The sequence below is a fragment of the Pseudomonas sp. LB1P83 genome (assembly GCF_054897885.1).
The window spans coordinates 5,440,466-5,459,600 of the sequence record NZ_CM142709.1 but is presented as its reverse complement, the minus strand read 5'-3'; the positions used below and the strand labels follow the sequence as shown (position 1 = coordinate 5,459,600).

Here is a 19,135-nt window from a genome sequence, read left to right as displayed (position 1 = left end):
CATGACTCGCCCGCTGGTCTGGTGGCTGCTGTGTTTGATTCCTGCGCTGGCAACAGCGCAGGAGGAACCGCTGCGACTGGGCTTCAAGGGTGAGTTGATTTCGTTGAGCCCGACTCAGGTGATTTCCCGCGAGCCGATGCCTGCTGATGTGCAGGCGCCATTGGGCAGTTTGTGGAAGTTATTTGTGTACGGCTGGCTGGTGGACACCGGCGCCCGTGAGCTGGCGTATGAGTGTCGCGGGCAGTCGAAAGAAGAAGTTTATTGCTGCACCGCAGGCGGCAAGATTGAGCGCGATCAAGCGTTGGTGAAGTCGTGCGGTTTGTACTTTGAGTCTGAGCGATTGGGTATTTCTGATGCTGGATGGCGGGAGTATTGGCAGGCGCGGCAGGCTCCGGAGTGGTTGCTGAACTTGCCTTCGTTGCAGCCTTCTACGCGGGTGTCGGTGACGGAATTGCTGAAGGTGCTGGCCGTAATGCCGGCGCAGGAACAGGCGCGGCGGGTGTTGCTCGATGTGGTGCTCAACGCGGCTGACGGCAATGTCGTCGGCGAACTCGGTGGCCGACTGCGGGTGAAAACCTGGAGCTGGTTGGGCGATCAGGATCCGTCGTCGCGCCAGGGCGGATTTGCCGGATGGATGGCGGATGGCACGCCGATCTGGGCGGGCGGACGGGGGACCAGTCAGATGGTGCTTCGTCATTATGGTGCTGCGTTGGCTTCGGTGTTACCGGTGGATTGGCCTTTGGATGCGGGTCGCTGTGTTGAAGTGGGTTTGTTTTCGCGTTATCCGATCGGGCGTGTTCTGACCGGGGATCGGGTTGCTGCTTCCGGGCTTTTGCAAGGCGATTACCGCGTCGAATTTGCCAACGGCAATCAGCTCGATATCCACAGCGACGGCGAACTGTTTTTGGTGGGTGAAAAACTGGTCGCACGCCTGGATCGCGAAGAATACGTCGCCCGCGTCCTGCAACGCGAAGCCAACCCCGAACCTGCTGAAGCCGCTAAAGCACTGGCCGTCGCCATCCGCACCTACCTGCTGCAAAACGCCACGCGCAACGGCGACTGCCTGAGCATCGACGACAGCAGCAGCCGACAACGCGTCGCCCCACGCCCGGCCACCCCCGAATCACGCAACATCGCCGCCTGGACCAGCGACCTGGTCCTCGCCGGCAGCACCGTCACCTATCACTCCGACCAACCCGGCCCGGACAAACTGTCCTGGCAGCACGCCGTCGAACAAGCCAATGCCGGCCAGCGCTACGACGCCATCCTGCTGCACGCCTACCCGCGCGCCAGCCTCAGCCGATGGGACAACCCCGTCGCCTCCTGCGAAGCACTGCCCGCCGCGCAAGACTGGCTACAGAAGCAACGCCGCGGCTGGCGCTCGCGTTTGGAAGGCGAGATCGGCTACAACGACGTCAGCACCTTCGCCGTCTGCCGCCTGGCCTTCGGCCGCCCCTATGTCGACCGCGAACGCCAACGCATCTACGTGCGCGGTGTGCTGTCGCTGCAGGATCGCCTCGACCTGACCCACGAATACCTGCACCTGGCCTTCGAAGCACACCCCAACGGCCAGGATGAAACCTACATCGAAGGGCTCGCCCGCCACCTCTTGCTGGAATAGGCCATGAAACTCCGTTATCCACAGGTCCTCCTGTTCCTTTGTATTTTTTGCGTATTGCCGACGGTTTTTGCGGCTGAAAGCGGCGTGAAGATTGATACGCCCGTTGGTGGTTGGCGCACCGGCGCGTCCGAAGGTGAAGGTGAAAGCTTTCGCCAGACCGTTAACTACCCGGCCTCATCGGTGAATACACCGGTGGGGCAGGCCAATACGGCGCGTATCACGGGTCAGATCAAAGCCGCGTCCAAATCGAGTGAGCCGGGACGGTTGATCGTCAACGGCGTCAGCATGCCGCTGAAGATTGATCCGGCTGGGCGCTTTGATCGGCCGTTCTCGTTTCCCAATGGCAGCAATAGCGTTGAGGTTCGCAGCCCGGATGGGCAGCAACGGCATCGGACGCAATTTCTCAACGCCAGTGGCGGCGCTACGCCAGCCAAGTTGCGGGTGCTGCTGGCCTGGGATAGCGATGGCACGGATCTGGATCTGCACCTCATCACACCCGACGGTGCGCACATCTGGTACGGCGATCGCGTTGCACCGAATGGCGCGGCGCTGGATGTCGACGTGACTACGGGGTATGGCCCGGAGATTTTCGCTATGCCGGCGCCGATCAAGGGGCAGTATTTGGTGTATGTGAATTATTTCGGGGGCGGGTATCGGAGTGATGAGGAAGGGCAGGAGGAGGCGGTTCAACCGCTGACCACGGCGCAGGTGACGGTGATTACGGAGGAAGGGACGCCGAATGAGAAGATGGAGACTTTTCTGGTGCCAATGCGGGCGGTGGGGGAGTTGACGTTGGTTAAGGGGTTTAGTTATCCGTGAGCGAGTGATCGTCCAACGGTCGTTGGACGATCATCGTGGGCAGCGAAGTTATCAGGCAGCCATTTCAGGCCTGAAGCTACTGGATGTCAGGCGTTTGAGGGCAATATCAAGCGCCGAGTCGTCAAACAGTCTGCTCTTGCGAGCGGCAGCGCTGGTGCCACCATCCCAACGCTTCAACGCTTCAACGCTTCGCGCACAGCGGGAACAGTCGGGGATACCCCTTCCTGGTTCAGCAACCAATCAACCGTTGCAAGCAATTCCATACCGAAGGGCGACTCGAAGCCGTCAATCAGATCGGCTGTGCGCTCCAAGGCTTGGGAATACTCCTTGGCCTCTGTTTTTAGATAGGTTTGCAGAAAAGCTTTGCGTTCTTGGTCAAACCAGATCACGTCACTGATACCCGCATCACTGATGCGCTTGTCGCAATGCAGATAGCTGCCATCCAGGTTATTGAGCAGATGCTCCAACCGATTGGCATACGGCCCATATTTATGAGCAACAAACTTAAGGTTCAGCGGGTTTTCGGTGTCCGGTAGCTTCTCGATAGCGCGCTCCAGGAACCAGGCCAACTTCTGAATCTCAAGCAGGCTGCATTCCATACCCAAAACCCAGTAGCGTCGGACCAGTTCGGCAATGAGTGCACGAGCAGGCGTGAGCTTTTCCACGCCGCTACGTTTGGCGACATTCAGATACTGGTTGGAAGGTTCGAATATCAACACATCGACATCCAGATCGCTCAGGACATCAACAATCTGTTCGCGAACTTCTGGCCATTTCAAACCACCATTACCCGCTCCTAGCGGTGGAACTGCCACGGACTTCACGTCGTTTTCAATCAGGAAGCGACGCAGATCGTGCAAGCCTTCGGTAATCCACGCCATCTGCGACGGTGATCGCCAGTGACGTTTGGTAGGAAAGTTTACGATCCAGCGAGGGCCGTCCAGTTCGTTGACTGCCGTTACGTGAACCTTGCCAGTCTCTACCTCGCCAGCTTTGCAGGCCGCCGAATACAGACGGTAGTTCTCCGCGAAGCGCTCTTTGAACATCAGAGCGATACCTTTGCCCATCACACCTACGGTATTCACCGTATTGACGAGGGCTTCGGTTTTGGCTTCCAGAAGGTTGCCTTGGGTAAATCTGATCATTGGAAATACCATCCCGGACGCGCATGAACAGACAACGTCAGGCCTCTAGCTGCCACGTCCTGCTCTATGCGTTCTTTCATTGCATCGGTGTAGCACATGATGCCAAGGAGTCCTGTAATCGGTAGGTGATGGTGAATCAGCGCTTCGGCCTGATAACGCTCCATCTTTCGAGGGTCATCAGGATCACGTTTGAAGTCGCGCCGTTGAAGGATAGACCAATCGATCTGGGCGAGATTCGCCAGATCACGGTAATAGTTTGTCCAATCCGGGTAGGCGTGTGCGTTTGTGAAGACGAATGGTAGACCCAGCTGTTCTACGCGGTACAGGCTGGAGACCAGAATCACGATCTCGTCGTTGCTGCGCTGCTGAACGCTCCACCCGGAGTGAATGTTTTTCATCATCACAGAGAAGGGGGTGAAATAGAAGGGTACGTAGTCGGCCAAAAAACCCTCTGGTGCGATGGGCACACGGCGGGATCGGCGCTTGTCGATTAAATCGACGTGCCGATATTCACGTACTGGGGGGCCAGCACTTTGGAGTTCGCGCAATGAAGCCCATTGTCCAGAATCCACGGCAGGTTATCGCGATGGACGATCCGCCAAATCAGAGCCTTCTCTGGATTCAGACTGCTGTAGTTCATTTACGAAACATTCCCGGATTTACGCTGAGGCGTACCTTAACACCCGCGTCACGCATTTTTTCCGAGCAGAGCGTCTCGACCTCAGAATTGGGGACGAAAATCATAAAGAAGTCTTTCGGAGAGACTACGTTGGGCGATAGGCACTCTGCCATGCAGATGCTTTTGCAATCAGCATTCAGATAATCCCTTGTGCTCATCAGCTCCCAATCGATTGTTTCGAACCCTTCGTTGTAATTGAATATCTGAATATCATCGCTAGCCAGAGGGTGGCGAGGAATTATCTTCCAGCCGTTTTGTTTAGCAAATGATCTGTAAACCGAGATCAGTACGAATCTTGATTTTGGCCTGCTTAGCTGCACGCTCCCATCAAATGGATTCGCAGCAAACCAATGAAATGGCACATAGCGGTCAAGCTCAAAGACTTTGCGTTTATTAAGAATTTCAATGTCAGCTACGTCGGTGAAATCAGTGAGGTCGGCAGATATTGACCCTTGATGCTTTTGACGTCCGACATTGTGGTCTCCTTGACCTACACATCTATCTAAACGGGCTTCAGTCCTAGCTGTTCCCCAACCCTCATTCCGTGGGGTTTAGTAAGGCATGCGTCGTGATTCTAGTGTGCCATCATCTAAAGCCGCAAGTGTCATATGGGCATTGGCCTGTTTACCAGAAAGACCTACAGCTCACTCCTCATCAAAGTAATCGCGATCCAGCGCCGGCAACCGTAACAGTCGCGATGTAACGCCCACTTCATGATCCATCATCAGATGCACCAGTCGTGTGCCATCCACCAACACAATGCCAGCCACCGACTTAGCAAAGTCGACGCCGTGCGCCGTGAAACCAGAGGTTGTGATGAACACTCCGCGCTTAGCTTTTTGCCCGGCGAGTGCACCGTAGAATGCCTGCAGCTCAGGGCGGCCGACGGTGTTCTGCCAGCGCTTGGCTTGGACATAAACCTTCTCTAGACCTAACTTATCAAGGGAGATGATGCCATCGATTCCCGCATCCCCTGAGCCGCCGACACGCTGCAAGTCATTGCGACTAGCGCCATATCCCAGGCGATGAAGCACATCCAGTACGATCACTTCGAAGCGATTGGGGCTGACCTGTAACAAGTTATCCAAAAGGTCGGCTGCTGTAGCGTCGCGCAATTCCTGGAGGGCTTGTTCAAGTCGATCATCCGGGCTGGCAGTGGCGGAGATGACGTCAGGTTCAACAGGTGTTTCGTCATCAAGCGGTGCCGCGTCCGGTGCAACCTTCAGCTTCACATTCATATAGCCAATGGCTAAATGTTCCACTGCGCCGGCCGGCAAGGGGGCTTGATGTTCCTTGGCGTAGTCCACGCCCGCGTCAGTCAATTTCCAATACCCGCGTTTGGCACTGCTGGAAAGGCCGGCACGCTTGAGTCGGTCGTGTGCCCATCCCGCTCTATTCTTATAGGTTGTCTGCCCACTGGCTATCAGTTCTTCACGCTGCTCTAAAGTCAGTTGCAACATTTTTGCTGCAGCTTCATAGGCATCCCTGGCGGGTCATCCCTGCATTGGGGGTCAGCAGACGAGCTTAATTTTTTCCCTGTCCACAAACTCGCTTTGATAAGCATGCCCTTTATCCAGTACCAGCAGGCAGCACGCGCTTCGATGGAAGAGCTGGAAAGTTTTTAAGCCAAACGACAGGCATTAAAAAGCCGGCTTGTGGCCGGCATTTCTTTAGTCCGCAGCTTTTCGCGTATTTCCTCAAAGCCTAGATTTTACAGTGCTTTAAGCCTAATATCAGTTCGTAAGTGTCCGCCGTTGATCGCTGGAAACCGCGATTAGGGTGTGGGTCAAAGTGTGGGTCGGACTGAGGAGGCTTTATGGGCAAGCTGACAATCAAGGCAATCGAATCACTTGCCCGATCTGGAGACGCAGGCAAAACCAACGACGGTGATGGTCTGTATTTCCAGATAAGCAAAGCTGGGGTATCCAGTTGGATTTTCCGCTACAAGATTGAGGGCAAAGGTCGTGAAATGGGCCTGGGGCCTTATCCAACCATCACTCTTGCGAAGGCCCGCGAACTGGCCGCAGATCAACGCAAGGTATTGGCTGCTGGCGGTGACCCTCTGGCCGCCCGTGATTTCGAGCGAGAAGGGAAGCGCGAAGCCGAGCGACTGGCGCAATCGCGTCGTGTGACTTTTGAGTCGCTTGCGACTGAATACCGCAACGCTCATGGTTCTGCCTGGTCGGAAAAGTGGCGTAAAGGCTGGCTGCGAAAACTGGAGCTGTATGCCTTCCCCATCATCGGCAAGCTGCCTGCTGCTGAGGTTCAGACCGAGCAGGTCCTAAAAGTACTTCGCCCAATCTGGGCAACCAAGACCCGCACCGCCGACGAGGTGCGTGGACAAATCGAGCAGGTCCTAGATGCTGCCAAGGCGCACAAGCTGCGCGATGGTGACAATCCGGCGCGCTGGCGCGGGCATCTGGACAGCCTGCTGAGCAAAGTAGAAAAGAAAAAAGCCCGGCAGCGCCAGCATTTTCCTGCGATGAAGTGGAAGGATGTGCCGACGCTTATGGTCAACCTGGCGAAGGACGAATCTCGCGCCTCTGTGGCGGCTCGACTGCTTATCCTCACTGGTGCGCGCGCACTTATGGTCCGCTTTGCAAAGTGGTCGGAGTTCGACTTGAAGGCCGGTGTCTGGTCGCTGCCTGCCGAGCGGATGAAAATGCGCCAGGCCTTCAATATTCCCCTGGCTCCCGAGGTTGTCGAGCTGCTAAAAGCTTTGCGGTCCGACGAGGACAGCTCTTACCTTTTCCCTGGTCAGGGCAAGACTGGCGTTATGCATGCCAACGCCATCCGCAATCTGTTGCACGGCTTAGGGCATGACGACGTGACCCGTCACGGCTTCCGGTCCAGCTTCCGTGACTGGGCAAGCGAATACACCCAGTATCCGCGTGAAATCTGCGAAATGGCCTTGGCTCACGACGAGCGTGACCAGACCGAGGCCGCCTACTCCCGATCCGACTTCATCGAGAGACGCCGCTCCTTGATGGCCGATTGGGCGAAATTCATAACCACGCCGCCAACGGCAAATGTCATTCAAGGCGACTTCAAACGCGCTTGAAAATCGAGGACCAAAAAATGAAGAAGCTCGGTCGCAAGGAGCCGATGGACGTCACTCTCGCTGATTCGAAGATGAAGTGGCTGGATTGCACGCGCGAAGATTTAGACGCGGCATTGGCTTCAATCAAGAATCGCCATGATCCGGAAGCTGCTCGAAATATCATCGAGTACTACCACGAGCGTATGAGCAACGGTTTTGCCTACGATGAAGGCTTCTTGCATACGCTGATGGCGTACGTTTTCGCAGGAATCGTGGAAGGCAATAAAAACGCAGACCAGGCTTTTGGTTTGAGTTTAGAAAGGGGCAAGTACGATCGTGAGGATACGACAGACCGTGATGTGACAGCGACAGCTTGCATCCTTCTGCTGATGCGAAAAGGCGCTGATTGGCTGGAGGCAAAAGGTCATACAGCAAATCTTTTGTTTCCTGAAGGCACAGGAGACAGGGCGGTCGACGCTGCTTACTCGCAGTATCGACATGAGCTTCGGCACTGCTCTGACGACTCCCTTTTAGAAATACTTGGGCCGTTTGCCGGCACTGCGGTCATAAAGCGCTTTATGACCGCTTAGAGCCTGCGTCACCTCCAGATGAAATGCCATCGTCCGCCCTGAGTCGGACTCATCCTTAGAGGAAGTGTCGATGGCAGCAACCAACCAAGAATACGCCCAACAGAAAGCCACCCAGCGCCAGCAGCGCCGCATCCTGCGGTTCCCTGATGTGAAGTCTGCAACGGGTTTGGGTCGTACCAAAATCTATGATTTGATGAAAGAGGGCCGCTTTCCGAAGGCCCGCCGCATTGCCGGTGCGAATGTTGTTGGCTGGGACTCGCTGGAGATCGAGGCCTGGATTTCCGAGCAGTTGGAGTGCCAATAATGAAAAACGGCCACTCCCTGTTGTTTCTTGATGATCTGCAAGCCGTTTATGGCCCACTTGATTGCCTTCCAATTCCTGATGGCAAAATCCATCGCTTCCACGTCCCTGGTGATAAGCCTGGCAGTCTGAGCGGCTGGTATCTGCTGTATGCCGAACCCAGCGTTAAGGGCTGCTTCGGTAGCCTGAAGGCTGGTGGCGTTTACACTGGCGAGGTGCTCTAAATGAAAAAGAGCCGCCCCCCATACCAGCAGAGCCGCCCGTCGCGTGGTCAGTTTATCACCCTCATCGGCGCCTTGTCGGTTATTGAGTACGCCCTCCGCCTGCCTGTGCTGCTGACTTTTGTAGCTCTTCTGTATCGGCTGATCACGGAGGCAGCATGAACAAGATCGCCTTCCACAACCACGGTGAACCACTCGGCGTGGTGCTTTCGCGTATGAAAGGTGTCAAGCAACACGGCGACAGCTTCATGGCTGTATGCCCCGCACATCAAGACAAGTCTCCATCCCTGAGCCTGTCGCGGGGCGGGGATGGCCGCGCACTGGTTCACTGTTTTGCCGGCTGCGATCCCCATGATGTACTGGCCGCGGTTGGCTTGGAGATGCGAGACCTGTTCCCTGAGAACATGAGCCAAGACCAGCGCCGGGAGTTCCGGCGCATCAAGCTGGAAGGCGAGCGCGATTCTGAGCGTTTGATTCTCGATATTGCAAAGGCAGAGGCTGAGGCCGGCCCCATGAGTGAAAAGAACACCGCACGGCTGGCACTGGCACACGAACGAGTCGACCAGTTGGATCGTCAGCTGGTAGAGCTGGAGAGCGACGCCACACCGCCGCGCCGTGCGTTGCTGGAGGTGAAATTGAACGACGTCATGAGCGCCAGCCCGGATGTTGTGCGCTATGCCGTGAAACCGTTGATGCCTCGCCGTCATGTGACTCTGTTCGGGGGGCATGGCGGTATCGGTAAGTAGAGCCTCGCATTGGCTATCAGCGCGCATGTTGCATGCGGTCTTCCCTTCGCAGGTCAGGAAGTCGAGCAATCCCCCGTGCTGTTCGTAAGCTTGGAGGATGAAGCCAGCATCGTGCGTCTGCGCTTGCGCAGTATCATTGAGGCATACGGGCTGCCCGCAGAGCGCGTGCTTGCCTCCCTTCGCCTGTTGGACGGCACGCAAACCATCACCGCTCTGATGACAGAGGGCGATGGTTTTAGCGCGCAACCCGTTTTCACCCAGGCATACCGGGAGCTGGAAGCGGGTGCTCATGGTGCGGGGTTGATCGTGATCGACAACGCTTCTGATGCGTTCGATGCGAACGAAAACAGCCGCCGTATGGTGCGTGCCTTTGTGCGTGGTTTGGCCGACATTGCCCGCAAGCACAATGCTGCTGTGGTTCTGCTGGCGCATATCGATAAGAGCGCTGCCAAGGATGGTGCGCGGGGTAATACCTACAGCGGTTCGACCGCTTGGCACAACAGCGCTCGCTCGCGTTTGGCACTGATGGAACGGGATGGGCGTATTCTGCTCGTACATGAGAAGGCCAACCTTAGCGCACAGGCTGAACCCTTGCCTTTTATGTGCGTGGATGGGGTTCTCGTGCCTGAGGCTGGAACTCAATGCGAGGGCCTGACCACTGAGAATTTCGATCACGCCGAGATCATCCGTGCCTTAACGGCTGCCCATGACGCGGGTATCAAAGTATCAGCCAGTTTGGCACCTGGCGCGTATTCGGCCATGAAAGCGTTGGAGCCGCTCCCAGAATATAGCCTGACCTTCCGGGGCAAGGCGGGTAGTCAGCGCGCCGCACGCGCCATTACTGCTCTGATCCGCGACGGGCGCATTCAGCGGGCCGAGTACAAGGCGCCCCATCGTAAAATTCGCGAGCGTCTGGTGCTGGTCGAACTGCTGGTGAAACCCGCAGACGCGCTCGAAAATGTGCCCATTCAGTGCGTTTAAAGTGCGCCGCGCCACCCCCCTATAACCCCCCCCAGCACATCGGCGCAGCGCATTGGGATGCTTGCGCCAGTGTGCCAAACATGACCGGCGCAGCGCCGAACACCATCGGCGCAACCAGCGCAAATTAGAGCCCACCCCAAGTGCCGCCCAATCTTCAAATTATGCGGCCGCGGGTATGTAATAAGTTGAGACTGAGGAGTAAGCGATGAGCAAGAACCGCCAGTTCAAGAATCAGCCAAAAATCCGCCTGATCGTGTCCGTTGAGGGGCATACGGTGGAAACCATTGACGAGCTTATTGGTTATCCCCTTGGCGGCGGGCACCCGGCTAAGGGCAACCGTTCGGAGTTTGTGCGTCAGGCTATCGAAGAGAAGCTGGAGCGTGACATGGTTCAGTCTCAGAACCGGGTCTCAGCGATTGCCTAAGCGTATTTGAGACGGACGGATGATTTTCGTACGCCTTTCAGCGTGGAAACTTTGATGCTTTTTGTACCAGTACGCGCGCAGGAGCGCGCGATTAGTCCATTACAATGCGACCTGTCAACCCCATAGCAAAGTGAGGGAGAAGACGATCACTTTCCCGTTGATTTGATGCTGACCGCCGTTTTCACCTAGATTGCCCCTTGCACGTCGAGGTTGCGACCGGCAGCGAGCGGCCGATTCTGTTGAAAAAGTCGGATTTTCAGATCGCCTGAACTCAGGCACGACCGCCACCGGAGAACCTACTCGCCACATTGAGTGGTTTTTCGGCCCTTCGTTGACCTTTGCGGCTCTGTTATTGGGTTAGTTTGAGGTTTTTTGCTTAGTGCAGGCGCACCTATCCCGTAACTGGCGGACCTTGAGATGTAAGTTTGGCCAGCCGTCGCAGGTTCTGCACCGCAGCGGCCAGCGTGAACTCATCGGTCGCGCCGCTCATGCCACGTAGTCGCAAGCGATCCAATCTCAGGATGCGCTTGAGGTGGGCAAACAACATTTCGACCTTCTTACGTTCGTGGCGAGAGCGCACGTACTCCGGCGTCGCTGCGATGCGTCGAGCCACATCACGAGCGGCTTCATGGACGCTGCGAGCGATCTTTCGGAACGCAGTGTTCGGGCAGCACTTGGCTTTCATCGGACATGTCGCGCAGTCGGTCTGTCTAGATCGGAAGATGATGGTGTTGGCTTTTGTGACATGCGAACGCTCGTTTTTGAAGGCTCGCCATTCGCTACGTAATACGTTGCCGGCTGGGCAGCGGTATTCCTCGGCCTCTTCATTCCAGTGGAAATCGTTACTCGAAAAGCTGTCGTTCTTGCGCTCAGTTTTGTCCCACACCGGCACATGCGGTTCGATGTCTTTTTCCTCCACCATCCAGGCCAGCATCGGCGCGGTACCGTAAGTGGCTCACAATTTATAAAGGAACGTGACTGACGTATTGCTCGGGGGAGATCCGGGCACTGCCATAACCTGCCACCGCCAGATGCCACAGATTTCCTTTGCCCGGGTACCGGTTGGAGGCGGTGACCAGACGTGCAGTTATGCCAGACGGTTCTCGATAGACAATGAAATCATTCACACGCATTTCCTGGGCTGGCACGCTCGACGGTGTAGTGGTGCCGGCCTGGTCGGCCATCTCGATGTACACCGACTGCAGGCAGGTGCTGCAGGTCCAAGTGCGGAAGTCAAGGTCGGTAGGGTGGTCTGGGTAATCATGGCAGTAGGGCAGGCTTGATGCTGATCGAATACTGTTTCAATGCGGAATTTCATAGGAGCCCTCCCAGGCTAAATATGGTGATAACGGTTTTATCACCAATTATTTGTGTCCAAAAAACAGTTCAAAAAGAGTTCGGATGACTAACTGTCATTGATATCATTAGTGATACCAGATATGGTGTGTTCAACAAACCATAGGAGCCGAGCCCATGACAGACATCCTCACGCTGATAGAAAATTCCAAAAAAGCCAAAAATGAGTCGATTGCTTCTACCGTCAGAATTCCCGAGCCGCTGCATGACTTCATCGAAATGTTGGCGATTGATTTAGACCTTTCGAAGCACGAGGTCATACTCAAACTGCTGCAGCAGGGCGCTGATGCTGCCCAGAATGTGTTGGACGAGGTGGATAAAGCTGAGATGGCTAAAGCAGCTCAGTTAGCTCTGGCGGAGAAAGCCGATTCGCAACCAGCGGCCGGCTTCCATATCTTGAACACCAACAAGAGACATTCCGACGACGATCAAGAGTGGATGCTAGCCAATGAGGCAGCCGCGGCGTTTTATGACCCCTGGAAGTTCAGCATCAACCGCATCAAGAAGGGTGAAGTGGTGTTTTTATACCAAAATGTCAAAGGTATCGTGGCCTATGGCCGAGGGACCGGCCAGGTGCAGATGCGTGACCATGAGGGTGAAAAGGACGAATGCCACTACCAAGTCCTGGAGGGGTTCACGATTCTAGAAAAACCCCTTTCGGCAGCCGCCATCAAGAAAGCGCTGGAACGCAACGTCGTGTTCCTGAGGACCATGTCGGGCATGCCTGACGGGCAGAAAGTGCTCAACCTCATCGATTCGAAAAAAGCGAAGGCTTGAGCAAAGTACCGTACCGCCACTAATCGTCTTACGGTCAGTCCACACAAAAAAGCCCGCTTTCGTGGGCTTTTTTGCGCGCGTCTGGGTGACTCACTGCGGAAGAGCCCTACGGGGTGCCGGCCACCGATGATTCGTCGATATGAAAGTCCGCAAAATGCTTAAGCCAGCAATTTTTTTGGGAGCGCGCGCCCCACAACTGACTGCTGACGACGAACGTGAAGGGCTCCAGATGCGATAAATCGATTAGCTCGCCGCTGATCGCTAGATGTGAAAAATAGGGCTGATCGGCCACACAAGTTGAAGTTATGGCGGTTGTACTGGAAAAAATGCGGTGTTTGTCTGTACCTAGATCTTTACTGGTTGGGGATTGGTGGATGCTTTTTGGCGGGGATTTCAGCGGAAATTTTAACGGTGCGCGGGCTCGGCTTTGGGGCCGGTGAGCTGCGGCTGATCAGCGACAGAAGATTGCCAACCTGACAGGCGAAGTGCTGTACGATTTTTTCTATTTTCTCTATCGTCCCCAACCAGAGCGTTTGTGATGGGACTGCGCCTTGATCTGCACTGAACCTCATACTGACAAGGAGTAGCCATCTGGCTACACATGGGACTATGATCAATAAGAAAAAAAAATTTGATATCCAGAAAACGCCAGATTTTGACGATTGGCTTGATGGTGTGAAGGATGTTCAAGGAAAAGCGGCCATCCTTGGCCGTCTGGATCGCGCCGGAGATGGCAATTTCGGAGATTGCGAACCTGTAGGCGAAGGTATGAGCGAAATGCGTGTTTTTGTTGGACCTGGGTACAGAATTTACTTTGTGCGCTCGGGACAAGCTGAGTTCTTGATGCTTAGTGGAAGCGACAAAACGGATCAAAAGCGAGGTATCAAGCGAGCTAAAGCAATCCTCGATGCCCTGAGAGGAAAATTGACATGACCGATACGAAATTTAACCCTGAGGATATGCCAATCCTCAGTCTTAACGCTTCTGGCACGACTCGTTATGAAGCTTCGCGCTTTCTCGACAGTCCTGAAGCTATGGCGGCTTACTTGGCCGAAAGCATGAAAGCGGATGATACGGAAGGTCTCATCCACGCTTTGGCAGAAGTCGCAAAAGCCAAAGGCGTAAACAAAGTCGCAAAAGATGCTGGGGTCAATCGTGAAAGCCTTTATAAAGTTTTGAAAGCAGGCGCGAAAACGAGATTCGAAACCATCAAAAAATTGATGACCGCGATAGGCGTAGAACTCACGGTACAACCTATTGCAGCACTTGCGCTGGGTTCAAATGCTGCTCCCAGGGCTGGAAAACCAGCCGCTGCCGCCAAGCCTGCTGCAAAACCTGCTGCGAAAAAACCAGTTGCAGCGAAGGTTGCAGCGGCTAAACCTGCTGCAAAACCTGCTGTGAAAAAACCAGGTGCAGCGAAGGCTGCGGTGGCCAAGACCGCTGGAAAACCTGCTGTGAAAAAACCAGCTGCAGCGAAGGCTACGGTGGCCAAGGCTGCTGGAAAACCTGCTGTGAAAAAACCAGCTGCAGCGAAGGTTGCGGCGGCCAAACCTGCTGCGAAACCCGCCGTGAAGAAACCAGCCTCACCCAAGGCGGTGGCACCGGTAGCTGCGGCAAGACCTGCCGTGCCTAAGCCTGCGAAACCTGCGGTACCTGCGGTACCTGCATCTTCGGCAACACCTCAGGTAGTACCTGCGAAAGCTCTAGGCGCGGGCCAAGATGGCCTCGCTAGAGCGTAAAAAGGTTTTGATGTTAGAGCTGCATTATCTACCGGCAGGCGACCGTCCATAATTGGTCGACCCGAGTGGTGTAGCTCTGGCTCATCATTTCGCGCCGCATTGCCCCCTCGGGACTGGTTGGCACACTGGCGGATCTCAGTGTGCCTATACCTGAGCTGATACGCGCAAAATCGAATTTATTTGCACTTTCCGCTTGATAAGTAACACCCATAGTGCAGCAGTATTAGTAGAGCACTTTAACTGATACAGGCACCCATCATGTTCATCCGCGCATACCTCCGAGCATCCACCGAAGAACAAGACGCCAGCCGTGCCCGGGCCTCACTTGAGCAGTTCGCCAGCGACCATAACGAGGTCATTGCGAGCGTGTATCTGGAGAATGCCAGCGGCGCCTCCGCAGACCGGCCCGAGTTGTGCGTCTGCTCAAAGATGCGCGCAAGGGTGACGTGCTGCTGGTGGAGTCGATAGACCGGCTCTCCCGTTTGCCGGTGGAGGACTGGCAGAAGCTCAAGGCCACGATTGATTCCAAGGGCCTGCGCATCGTCGCGCTCGATCTGCCGACCAGCCACCAGGGAATGCAGGACACGAAGGGCGACGAGTTCACTGGGCGGATGCTGGGCGCTATCAACTCGATGCTTGTGGAAATGATGGCCGCCATTGCGCGCAAGGATTACGAGCAACGCCGCGAGCGCCAGGCCCAGGGTATCGAGAAGGCCAAAGCTGCCGGTAAGTATCAGGGCCGGCCGATTGATGAAGATCTGCACAAGCGCGTTACGGAACTGCTCGGAGCAGGCCTTGGCATCCGCGCAACGGCCAGGCACGCCAACTGCTCAACTACCACGGTCCTCAGAATCAGGGACTTGGCTAGCGCCTGAAAGCACCAATAAAAAGGCTTAGCGGCCACTTGTCGCGACCTAAAAGCCAGCACTGCGCTGGCAGCTTCGATCTGCGTTGGCGATATGACAAGGCCGTTGCATCACGCAATGCCTGGACAGGCGGGATGAGGCCGCTGCTGCGAGAACTGGCCGAACAGCTGCGGGAGCAGGACAAGATTCGTCGCGAGATTCTGGACTGAGCGAAACACCACGCGCGAGTGCCGGGCGCTGCCGTACTAGGCGCGTGCGAGAACATTTATGACATTCCATTTGAGGAGAAACTGGAGCATGACGTGGTTCGAATTCAAAACCGTTGAACTGTTTTCAGCAGCCGTCACCAAGAGATTGATAACTCTTTGAGCTGCTGTGATAAAGACGTGAGTCGTCCAGTAGCTGATCCAGCAGTGAACGAGCCGCCTCGGATTCAAACAGGTCCTGTTGAAGCATCATGGACTTTCGCTCCCATATACCTGCTGCGAACTCGACTGCTTTCGCTAACAGTCGAGCTCATCGTTTGTGCTTAGAGTAAACCTGGGTTACGGATTAGCGAGATTCGTGCGGTGATTTGCTCGCTCAGGTCTCTTGTTTGGCCATCCTCCTCGGTGGTGATCAGGATGCCTGTCGACTGCCCAGACACGTATTCTTCTATGGGAACAATTCCCTGTGCTTCGTAGGCCTTGCGCTTGATTTCCCAGCGTGCACGGTAATCCGGCTTGTCCATACGCCCCAAGTGTTCCCAGTACCAAGTTAGACCGCGACGATCGTCATTGATGACGAAGTCTGGCCAGCGCTCGGTGCCGCCCAGGTTCATCCGATACTCATAGATGTATCGGATTCCAGCTGCGTGCAGCTTGTCGGCAATGATCCATTCACTCTTCGAACGGACCAGTTCGTCACGATCTGTACGATAGATCAGCTTGTCATCAAGAGTGACAGTGCGGTTGCCGAGCTGCAATGTCACCGGAGTGGAGGTCTGAAATAGATTGGTCATGCGCCGCCGAATTTCGGAGGCAGAATCCTGGCTGTAGCAGAATAGGTCCGACAGCTTGCCCTGGATTAGTAGCACCACCTTGTTCCTGTGCCGGGTCAGAGCCGTATAGAGCATTTCCCTTGTTAGCAGTCGGCAATGCTTTGGAATCACGATGAAGGTGATGCCAAACTCGCTGCCCTGGGTTTTATGCACCGTCAGAGCGTATGCCAACTCGAGCGGCGCTGTCCTATCGGCTCCAAATTCAGATGGTTTGTAGTGAAACTCCACTCCGGGTTGGGTGGCCATTTCGACCTGAAGCTGTTCGAAGAAATACTTGCTATCCCGACGCCGGAAATGACCGGTTGCCACGCCTATCTCGCCATTGGCCACATAGGAGTCAGGATTCTTCGGATAGCAAGCGCGGCCTGACCTGTTTTGCACGTTTATGACTTTGTCACCCCACAGCAACCGACTTGATCCCATAGGTCTCGGAATGCGGCGTTGCCAACCGCTGCGTCCGCTGAGTTCCAGGGCAAATGTCCGGTAATGGGTCTGCAGTTGTCGATTGAGCGCGTCCGAACCAACTGCCGAGTGACGCAGCGGCGTTAGGACCTGCCAGTCCTCAGCTTTCTCTGCTGCGCCACCGCTGCTTTGCTCCTGCGTTCGAGGCCAGAAGAACACCTTGCCTTCGTACAAGCTGCCGCCGTAGCTCTGCTCAAAAGTGAGACTGTCATCAGGTGAAGAGAACTTCAGCTCCCGGGCCATCGCTTCGCACAACAGGGATGCTAGATGCTCGGTCGACTCCCAGGTCAGTACACCCATCCTGGGTGAATTAGCAGTAATGAGTTGGTTCCAGGCCGCATCGGCGCCGGCATCCTGTGCCTCGCCCTTGAACAGATTGGCAAAGGCCAAGTCGTCGCGGTCCTCACCGGTTTGTTGGCGGCGCGTGACCAGTAGCTCGGCATAGCCATCGACGACTCGAATTCCAGAGCTGGCAACTTGCTCCGGTTGAAGCCAGTGGCAAATGTCGACGAAGGGGCGGCCTGCGCCAATCGGAGGCAACTGATTCGGATCGCCGACGAGTATCAACCGATCGACACCCTGCAGGGCGTCCAGAGTTGCCGCTAGCTGATCCTCTGTCAGCATGGATGCCTCGTCGATCACAACGGTTTTGTACCCTGTTGCGCGGCGGCCATATGAGTTCATGAAATAGCGGCCTTGTGTACCGTCGTAGCGATCGAAGCGATTCAGGAATTGGGCGATGGTTTCGCCCTGTCCGGGCATTCCGCTGGCTTGCTCCAGTCGCACCCGCGCCTTGCCGGTTGGGGCGAGTAACAAGATGCCACTGTTCTGGATTGCCGGGATGCGGCACAGGGCTTTGATTAGGGTGCTCTTTCCAGTGCCTGCAGCGCCCAGTAGCACGCTGATGCGGCGCTGGTGGAGCATTCGAAGTGCCGCTGCCTTCTCCTTTCTGGCCTCTTCCTCTTGGATGTCGGCTGCTGGGTTGTCCATTCCCTTGCCAATTGCCGCATCGACCAGATCAGCCCAATCAAACTCTTCAGTCTTGCTAGCACGCTTATGGCGGTACTCCACCTCGTCGGCGATGCAGATTCGGGTCTGTTCGTAGCGCTTGAGCTGATAGCTTCTTCTGCCCTCATCTTCGATTAGTACAACGAATGGCAGCAGGTCTTCGTCGAAGAGAGGCAGGAGGTCGGCATCCACCGGACAGGCTGGCTCGATAGCTCGTGAGCGGATGCGCTCTATCGTCCAAGTTTCAGGGAGAATTGTATGGCCTTCCTCAATCGCTGCTTGCTCCAGCAGATCGACTATCAGCGCTCGGACGCGTCGCGGATCAGTGGCTTCGAACAAGCAACTTTCAGCTGGGAGAGCGTTGGGGCCTTCTAAGTCGCGCGCGCCGAAAAGCCCGCGATCGACAACGTTAAAGGGTAGGGCGTGCTCGTGTGAGTTTTCGAATAGTAGATAGGCGTTTTCGCGTATGGCTTGGTCTGAGTCCTTGATGCCAGAAGCTTTACGCATCTCGGCGGAATACCAGAATTGCGCCTGGTCAGAGCTGAGCTCGAAGCGGCTGAGCAGCATAAGCAGCGCCTTCCGGCCGCTGTCCAGCCCTTCCCATTTGCCTGCAAGGGTTGGGCCAACAGTGTTCTGTAGATGCCGTGGCAAACGTTCGGGCTGCTGCAGGATCGTCTCAAAGTGCTCCCACGCCGACTGCGTGTCACCTTCCTGACCCTGGGCGGCCAAGTGCCAGGCTAGGAGGTTGCCTCGCTCAACGCCGAAGGCGCACAGAGCCGCACCGATTCCTGGGAAGGGGCCGCGCAGCTTCCAGATTCTATTGAGCTCACGATCGACCCGGGACCGGTATTCCGCCCAAGGCCCTGGCATGAGACGAGAGGTCTCTAGCAGAGCGTGTTCTATGGCTAGCAGAGAGGCGATCGCATTGTCATGGTGAAGCAGCTCCGAGCCGTACGAGTACTGCTCGAAAGCTTCGTCCGGGGCGAAGGCGATGCAGCGCTCAAGCTCCAAGTGCTCGTTTTGTTCGGCCAGCGCCAATAGATCATGGTAGGGAAGCAGAAAACCATCGTGCTTCCCTTTGCCGTCAATCCGGATGGAGTGGGCCAATGTCCGCTCCCATAGGAAGCCCGACATCTGATTCTCGCGTCGCTTGCCGCCTGTGTAGTGGTATTCGACCGGTTTACCTACACCCGTCACCCGTCCAACGCCGACAATGACGCGGCGCGGCGACTCCGACAGCGGTGTTCGCTTGGCATAGAAAAAGACTAGGGAGTCCTGTGGCTCAATGGCGCTGAAAAAGGTGTCCAGCATTACCTGCTGG

Annotated in this window: 19 protein-coding genes and 5 pseudogenes; 15 read left to right on the top strand and 9 right to left on the bottom strand. The window is 55.8% G+C overall.

Going from position 1 to position 19,135, the window contains the following annotated elements:
* The first annotated feature begins 1 nt into the window (after position 1).
* Together ACYZTY_RS25040 and ACYZTY_RS25035 are read left to right on the top strand one after the other, a co-directional pair.
* Positions 2–1,621 (top strand): DUF2300 domain-containing protein, encoded by a 1,620-nt coding sequence (locus ACYZTY_RS25040; protein ID WP_461955902.1) that lies wholly within the window; start codon positions 2–4, stop codon positions 1,619–1,621.
* Positions 1,622–1,624: 3 nt separating this feature from the next.
* Complete coding sequence (locus ACYZTY_RS25035; RefSeq protein ID WP_461955901.1) at positions 1,625–2,440, top strand: YfaP family protein; 816 nt, start codon at positions 1,625–1,627, stop codon at positions 2,438–2,440.
* Positions 2,441–2,491: 51 nt separating this feature from the next.
* Here ACYZTY_RS25035 and darG read toward each other — a convergent pair.
* From darG to ACYZTY_RS25010, 5 genes and pseudogenes are all read right to left on the bottom strand, one after another.
* A pseudogene (gene darG, locus ACYZTY_RS25030) lies at positions 2,492–3,585 on the bottom strand (type II toxin-antitoxin system antitoxin DNA ADP-ribosyl glycohydrolase DarG).
* Positions 3,582–4,133: a type II toxin-antitoxin system toxin DNA ADP-ribosyl transferase DarT gene (gene darT, locus ACYZTY_RS25025; RefSeq protein WP_461959399.1), complete on the bottom strand. Its 552-nt coding sequence runs from the start codon at positions 4,131–4,133 to the stop codon at positions 3,582–3,584. Before darT ends, darG begins: the two are co-directional and overlap by 4 nt.
* Complete coding sequence (locus tag ACYZTY_RS25020) at positions 4,076–4,225, bottom strand: DarT ssDNA thymidine ADP-ribosyltransferase family protein (protein WP_461959426.1); 150 nt, start codon at positions 4,223–4,225, stop codon at positions 4,076–4,078. Before ACYZTY_RS25020 ends, darT begins: the two co-directional genes overlap by 58 nt.
* Positions 4,222–4,704: pseudogene (locus tag ACYZTY_RS25015) on the bottom strand (DarT ssDNA thymidine ADP-ribosyltransferase family protein); the annotation flags it as partial. The pseudogene ACYZTY_RS25015 and the gene ACYZTY_RS25020, both read right to left, overlap by 4 nt.
* Positions 4,705–4,908: 204 nt before the next feature.
* Positions 4,909–5,724 carry a restriction endonuclease gene (locus tag ACYZTY_RS25010; protein WP_461955900.1) on the bottom strand — a complete coding sequence of 272 codons (816 nt, stop codon included), beginning with the start codon at positions 5,722–5,724 and terminating at the stop codon, positions 4,909–4,911.
* A 356-nt stretch (positions 5,725–6,080) separates the two neighbouring features.
* On the opposite strand from ACYZTY_RS25010, the gene ACYZTY_RS25005 reads away from it, so the two are divergent.
* The 8 genes from ACYZTY_RS25005 (at position 6,081) to ACYZTY_RS24970 (ending at position 10,567) form a co-directional block, all read left to right on the top strand.
* Entirely contained in the window at positions 6,081–7,325 is a 1,245-nt protein-coding gene (locus tag ACYZTY_RS25005) for a tyrosine-type recombinase/integrase (protein ID WP_461955899.1), read from the top strand.
* A 17-nt stretch (positions 7,326–7,342) separates the two neighbouring features.
* Complete coding sequence (locus ACYZTY_RS25000; protein WP_461955898.1) at positions 7,343–7,894, top strand: hypothetical protein; 552 nt, start codon at positions 7,343–7,345, stop codon at positions 7,892–7,894.
* 70 nt (positions 7,895–7,964) lie between these two features.
* Positions 7,965–8,198, top strand: a complete 234-nt coding sequence (locus ACYZTY_RS24995; RefSeq protein ID WP_461955897.1) for an AlpA family phage regulatory protein — start codon at positions 7,965–7,967, stop codon at positions 8,196–8,198.
* Complete coding sequence (locus ACYZTY_RS24990; RefSeq protein ID WP_461955896.1) at positions 8,198–8,419, top strand: hypothetical protein; 222 nt, start codon at positions 8,198–8,200, stop codon at positions 8,417–8,419. The genes ACYZTY_RS24995 and ACYZTY_RS24990 overlap by 1 nt, the downstream gene beginning before the upstream one ends.
* Positions 8,420–8,578, top strand: a complete 159-nt coding sequence (locus tag ACYZTY_RS24985; RefSeq protein WP_461955895.1) for a hypothetical protein — start codon at positions 8,420–8,422, stop codon at positions 8,576–8,578.
* Positions 8,575–9,162, top strand: a complete 588-nt coding sequence (locus tag ACYZTY_RS24980; protein WP_461955894.1) for a CHC2 zinc finger domain-containing protein — start codon at positions 8,575–8,577, stop codon at positions 9,160–9,162. The genes ACYZTY_RS24985 and ACYZTY_RS24980 overlap by 4 nt, the downstream gene beginning before the upstream one ends.
* 9 nt (positions 9,163–9,171) lie before the next feature.
* A complete protein-coding gene (locus tag ACYZTY_RS24975; RefSeq protein ID WP_461955893.1) occupies positions 9,172–10,143 on the top strand; it encodes an AAA family ATPase in 972 nt (323 codons plus the stop codon).
* A 205-nt stretch (positions 10,144–10,348) separates the two neighbouring features.
* A complete protein-coding gene (locus tag ACYZTY_RS24970) occupies positions 10,349–10,567 on the top strand; it encodes a ribbon-helix-helix domain-containing protein (RefSeq protein WP_461955892.1) in 219 nt (72 codons plus the stop codon).
* A 391-nt stretch (positions 10,568–10,958) separates the two neighbouring features.
* Here ACYZTY_RS24970 and ACYZTY_RS24965 read toward each other — a convergent pair.
* Together ACYZTY_RS24965 and ACYZTY_RS24960 are read right to left on the bottom strand one after the other, a co-directional pair.
* Positions 10,959–11,516: pseudogene (locus ACYZTY_RS24965) on the bottom strand (transposase); the annotation flags it as partial.
* 13 nt (positions 11,517–11,529) lie between these two features.
* The gene (locus ACYZTY_RS24960) at positions 11,530–11,763 is read right to left on the bottom strand and encodes a hypothetical protein (protein WP_461955891.1); all 234 of its coding nucleotides are present in this window, start codon (positions 11,761–11,763) and stop codon (positions 11,530–11,532) included.
* A gap of 277 nt (positions 11,764–12,040) precedes the next feature.
* Here ACYZTY_RS24960 and ACYZTY_RS24955 point away from each other — a divergent pair, with 277 nt between their 5' ends.
* The 3 genes from ACYZTY_RS24955 (at position 12,041) to ACYZTY_RS24945 (ending at position 14,439) form a co-directional block, all read left to right on the top strand.
* Positions 12,041–12,700, top strand: a complete 660-nt coding sequence (locus tag ACYZTY_RS24955; RefSeq protein ID WP_461955890.1) for a hypothetical protein — start codon at positions 12,041–12,043, stop codon at positions 12,698–12,700.
* A gap of 609 nt (positions 12,701–13,309) precedes the next feature.
* The gene (locus ACYZTY_RS24950; protein WP_461955889.1) at positions 13,310–13,633 is read left to right on the top strand and encodes a type II toxin-antitoxin system RelE/ParE family toxin; all 324 of its coding nucleotides are present in this window, start codon (positions 13,310–13,312) and stop codon (positions 13,631–13,633) included.
* Complete coding sequence (locus ACYZTY_RS24945; protein ID WP_461955888.1) at positions 13,630–14,439, top strand: addiction module antidote protein; 810 nt, start codon at positions 13,630–13,632, stop codon at positions 14,437–14,439. The genes ACYZTY_RS24950 and ACYZTY_RS24945 overlap by 4 nt, the downstream gene beginning before the upstream one ends.
* A gap of 28 nt (positions 14,440–14,467) precedes the next feature.
* Here ACYZTY_RS24945 and ACYZTY_RS24940 read toward each other — a convergent pair.
* Positions 14,468–14,590: pseudogene (locus ACYZTY_RS24940) on the bottom strand (DUF4113 domain-containing protein); the annotation flags it as partial.
* A 107-nt stretch (positions 14,591–14,697) separates the two neighbouring features.
* On the opposite strand from ACYZTY_RS24940, the pseudogene ACYZTY_RS24935 reads away from it, so the two are divergent.
* Positions 14,698–15,113, top strand: a pseudogene (locus ACYZTY_RS24935) (recombinase family protein); the annotation flags it as partial.
* Positions 15,114–15,343: 230 nt separating this feature from the next.
* Entirely contained in the window at positions 15,344–15,514 is a 171-nt protein-coding gene (locus tag ACYZTY_RS24930) for a hypothetical protein (RefSeq protein ID WP_461955887.1), read from the top strand.
* A gap of 320 nt (positions 15,515–15,834) precedes the next feature.
* Here the strand turns inward: ACYZTY_RS24930 and ACYZTY_RS24925 are convergent, their stop codons facing one another.
* Positions 15,835–19,125, bottom strand: a complete 3,291-nt coding sequence (locus ACYZTY_RS24925) for an AAA family ATPase (protein ID WP_461955886.1) — start codon at positions 19,123–19,125, stop codon at positions 15,835–15,837.
* Positions 19,126–19,135 lie beyond the last annotated feature (10 nt).

What these genes read in the sequence shown, in the direction of transcription:
- ACYZTY_RS24995 (WP_461955897.1), top strand. Translation starts at nt 7,965, where the DNA reads ATGGCAGCAACCAACCAAGAATACGCCCAACAGAAAGCCACCCAGCGC.
- ACYZTY_RS24945 (WP_461955888.1), top strand. Translation starts at nt 13,630, where the DNA reads ATGACCGATACGAAATTTAACCCTGAGGATATGCCAATCCTCAGTCTT.
- ACYZTY_RS24950 (WP_461955889.1), top strand. Translation starts at nt 13,310, where the DNA reads ATGATCAATAAGAAAAAAAAATTTGATATCCAGAAAACGCCAGATTTT.
- ACYZTY_RS24985 (WP_461955895.1), top strand. Translation starts at nt 8,420, where the DNA reads ATGAAAAAGAGCCGCCCCCCATACCAGCAGAGCCGCCCGTCGCGTGGT.
- ACYZTY_RS24925 (WP_461955886.1), bottom strand. Translation starts at nt 19,125, where the DNA reads ATGCTGGACACCTTTTTCAGCGCCATTGAGCCACAGGACTCCCTAGTC.
- ACYZTY_RS24990 (WP_461955896.1), top strand. Translation starts at nt 8,198, where the DNA reads ATGAAAAACGGCCACTCCCTGTTGTTTCTTGATGATCTGCAAGCCGTT.
- ACYZTY_RS24970 (WP_461955892.1), top strand. Translation starts at nt 10,349, where the DNA reads ATGAGCAAGAACCGCCAGTTCAAGAATCAGCCAAAAATCCGCCTGATC.
- ACYZTY_RS25000 (WP_461955898.1), top strand. Translation starts at nt 7,343, where the DNA reads ATGAAGAAGCTCGGTCGCAAGGAGCCGATGGACGTCACTCTCGCTGAT.
- ACYZTY_RS24955 (WP_461955890.1), top strand. Translation starts at nt 12,041, where the DNA reads ATGACAGACATCCTCACGCTGATAGAAAATTCCAAAAAAGCCAAAAAT.
- ACYZTY_RS25040 (WP_461955902.1), top strand. Translation starts at nt 2, where the DNA reads ATGACTCGCCCGCTGGTCTGGTGGCTGCTGTGTTTGATTCCTGCGCTG.
- ACYZTY_RS25035 (WP_461955901.1), top strand. Translation starts at nt 1,625, where the DNA reads ATGAAACTCCGTTATCCACAGGTCCTCCTGTTCCTTTGTATTTTTTGC.
- ACYZTY_RS25010 (WP_461955900.1), bottom strand. Translation starts at nt 5,724, where the DNA reads ATGTTGCAACTGACTTTAGAGCAGCGTGAAGAACTGATAGCCAGTGGG.
- ACYZTY_RS25020 (WP_461959426.1), bottom strand. Translation starts at nt 4,225, where the DNA reads ATGAACTACAGCAGTCTGAATCCAGAGAAGGCTCTGATTTGGCGGATC.
- ACYZTY_RS24980 (WP_461955894.1), top strand. Translation starts at nt 8,575, where the DNA reads ATGAACAAGATCGCCTTCCACAACCACGGTGAACCACTCGGCGTGGTG.
- ACYZTY_RS25005 (WP_461955899.1), top strand. Translation starts at nt 6,081, where the DNA reads ATGGGCAAGCTGACAATCAAGGCAATCGAATCACTTGCCCGATCTGGA.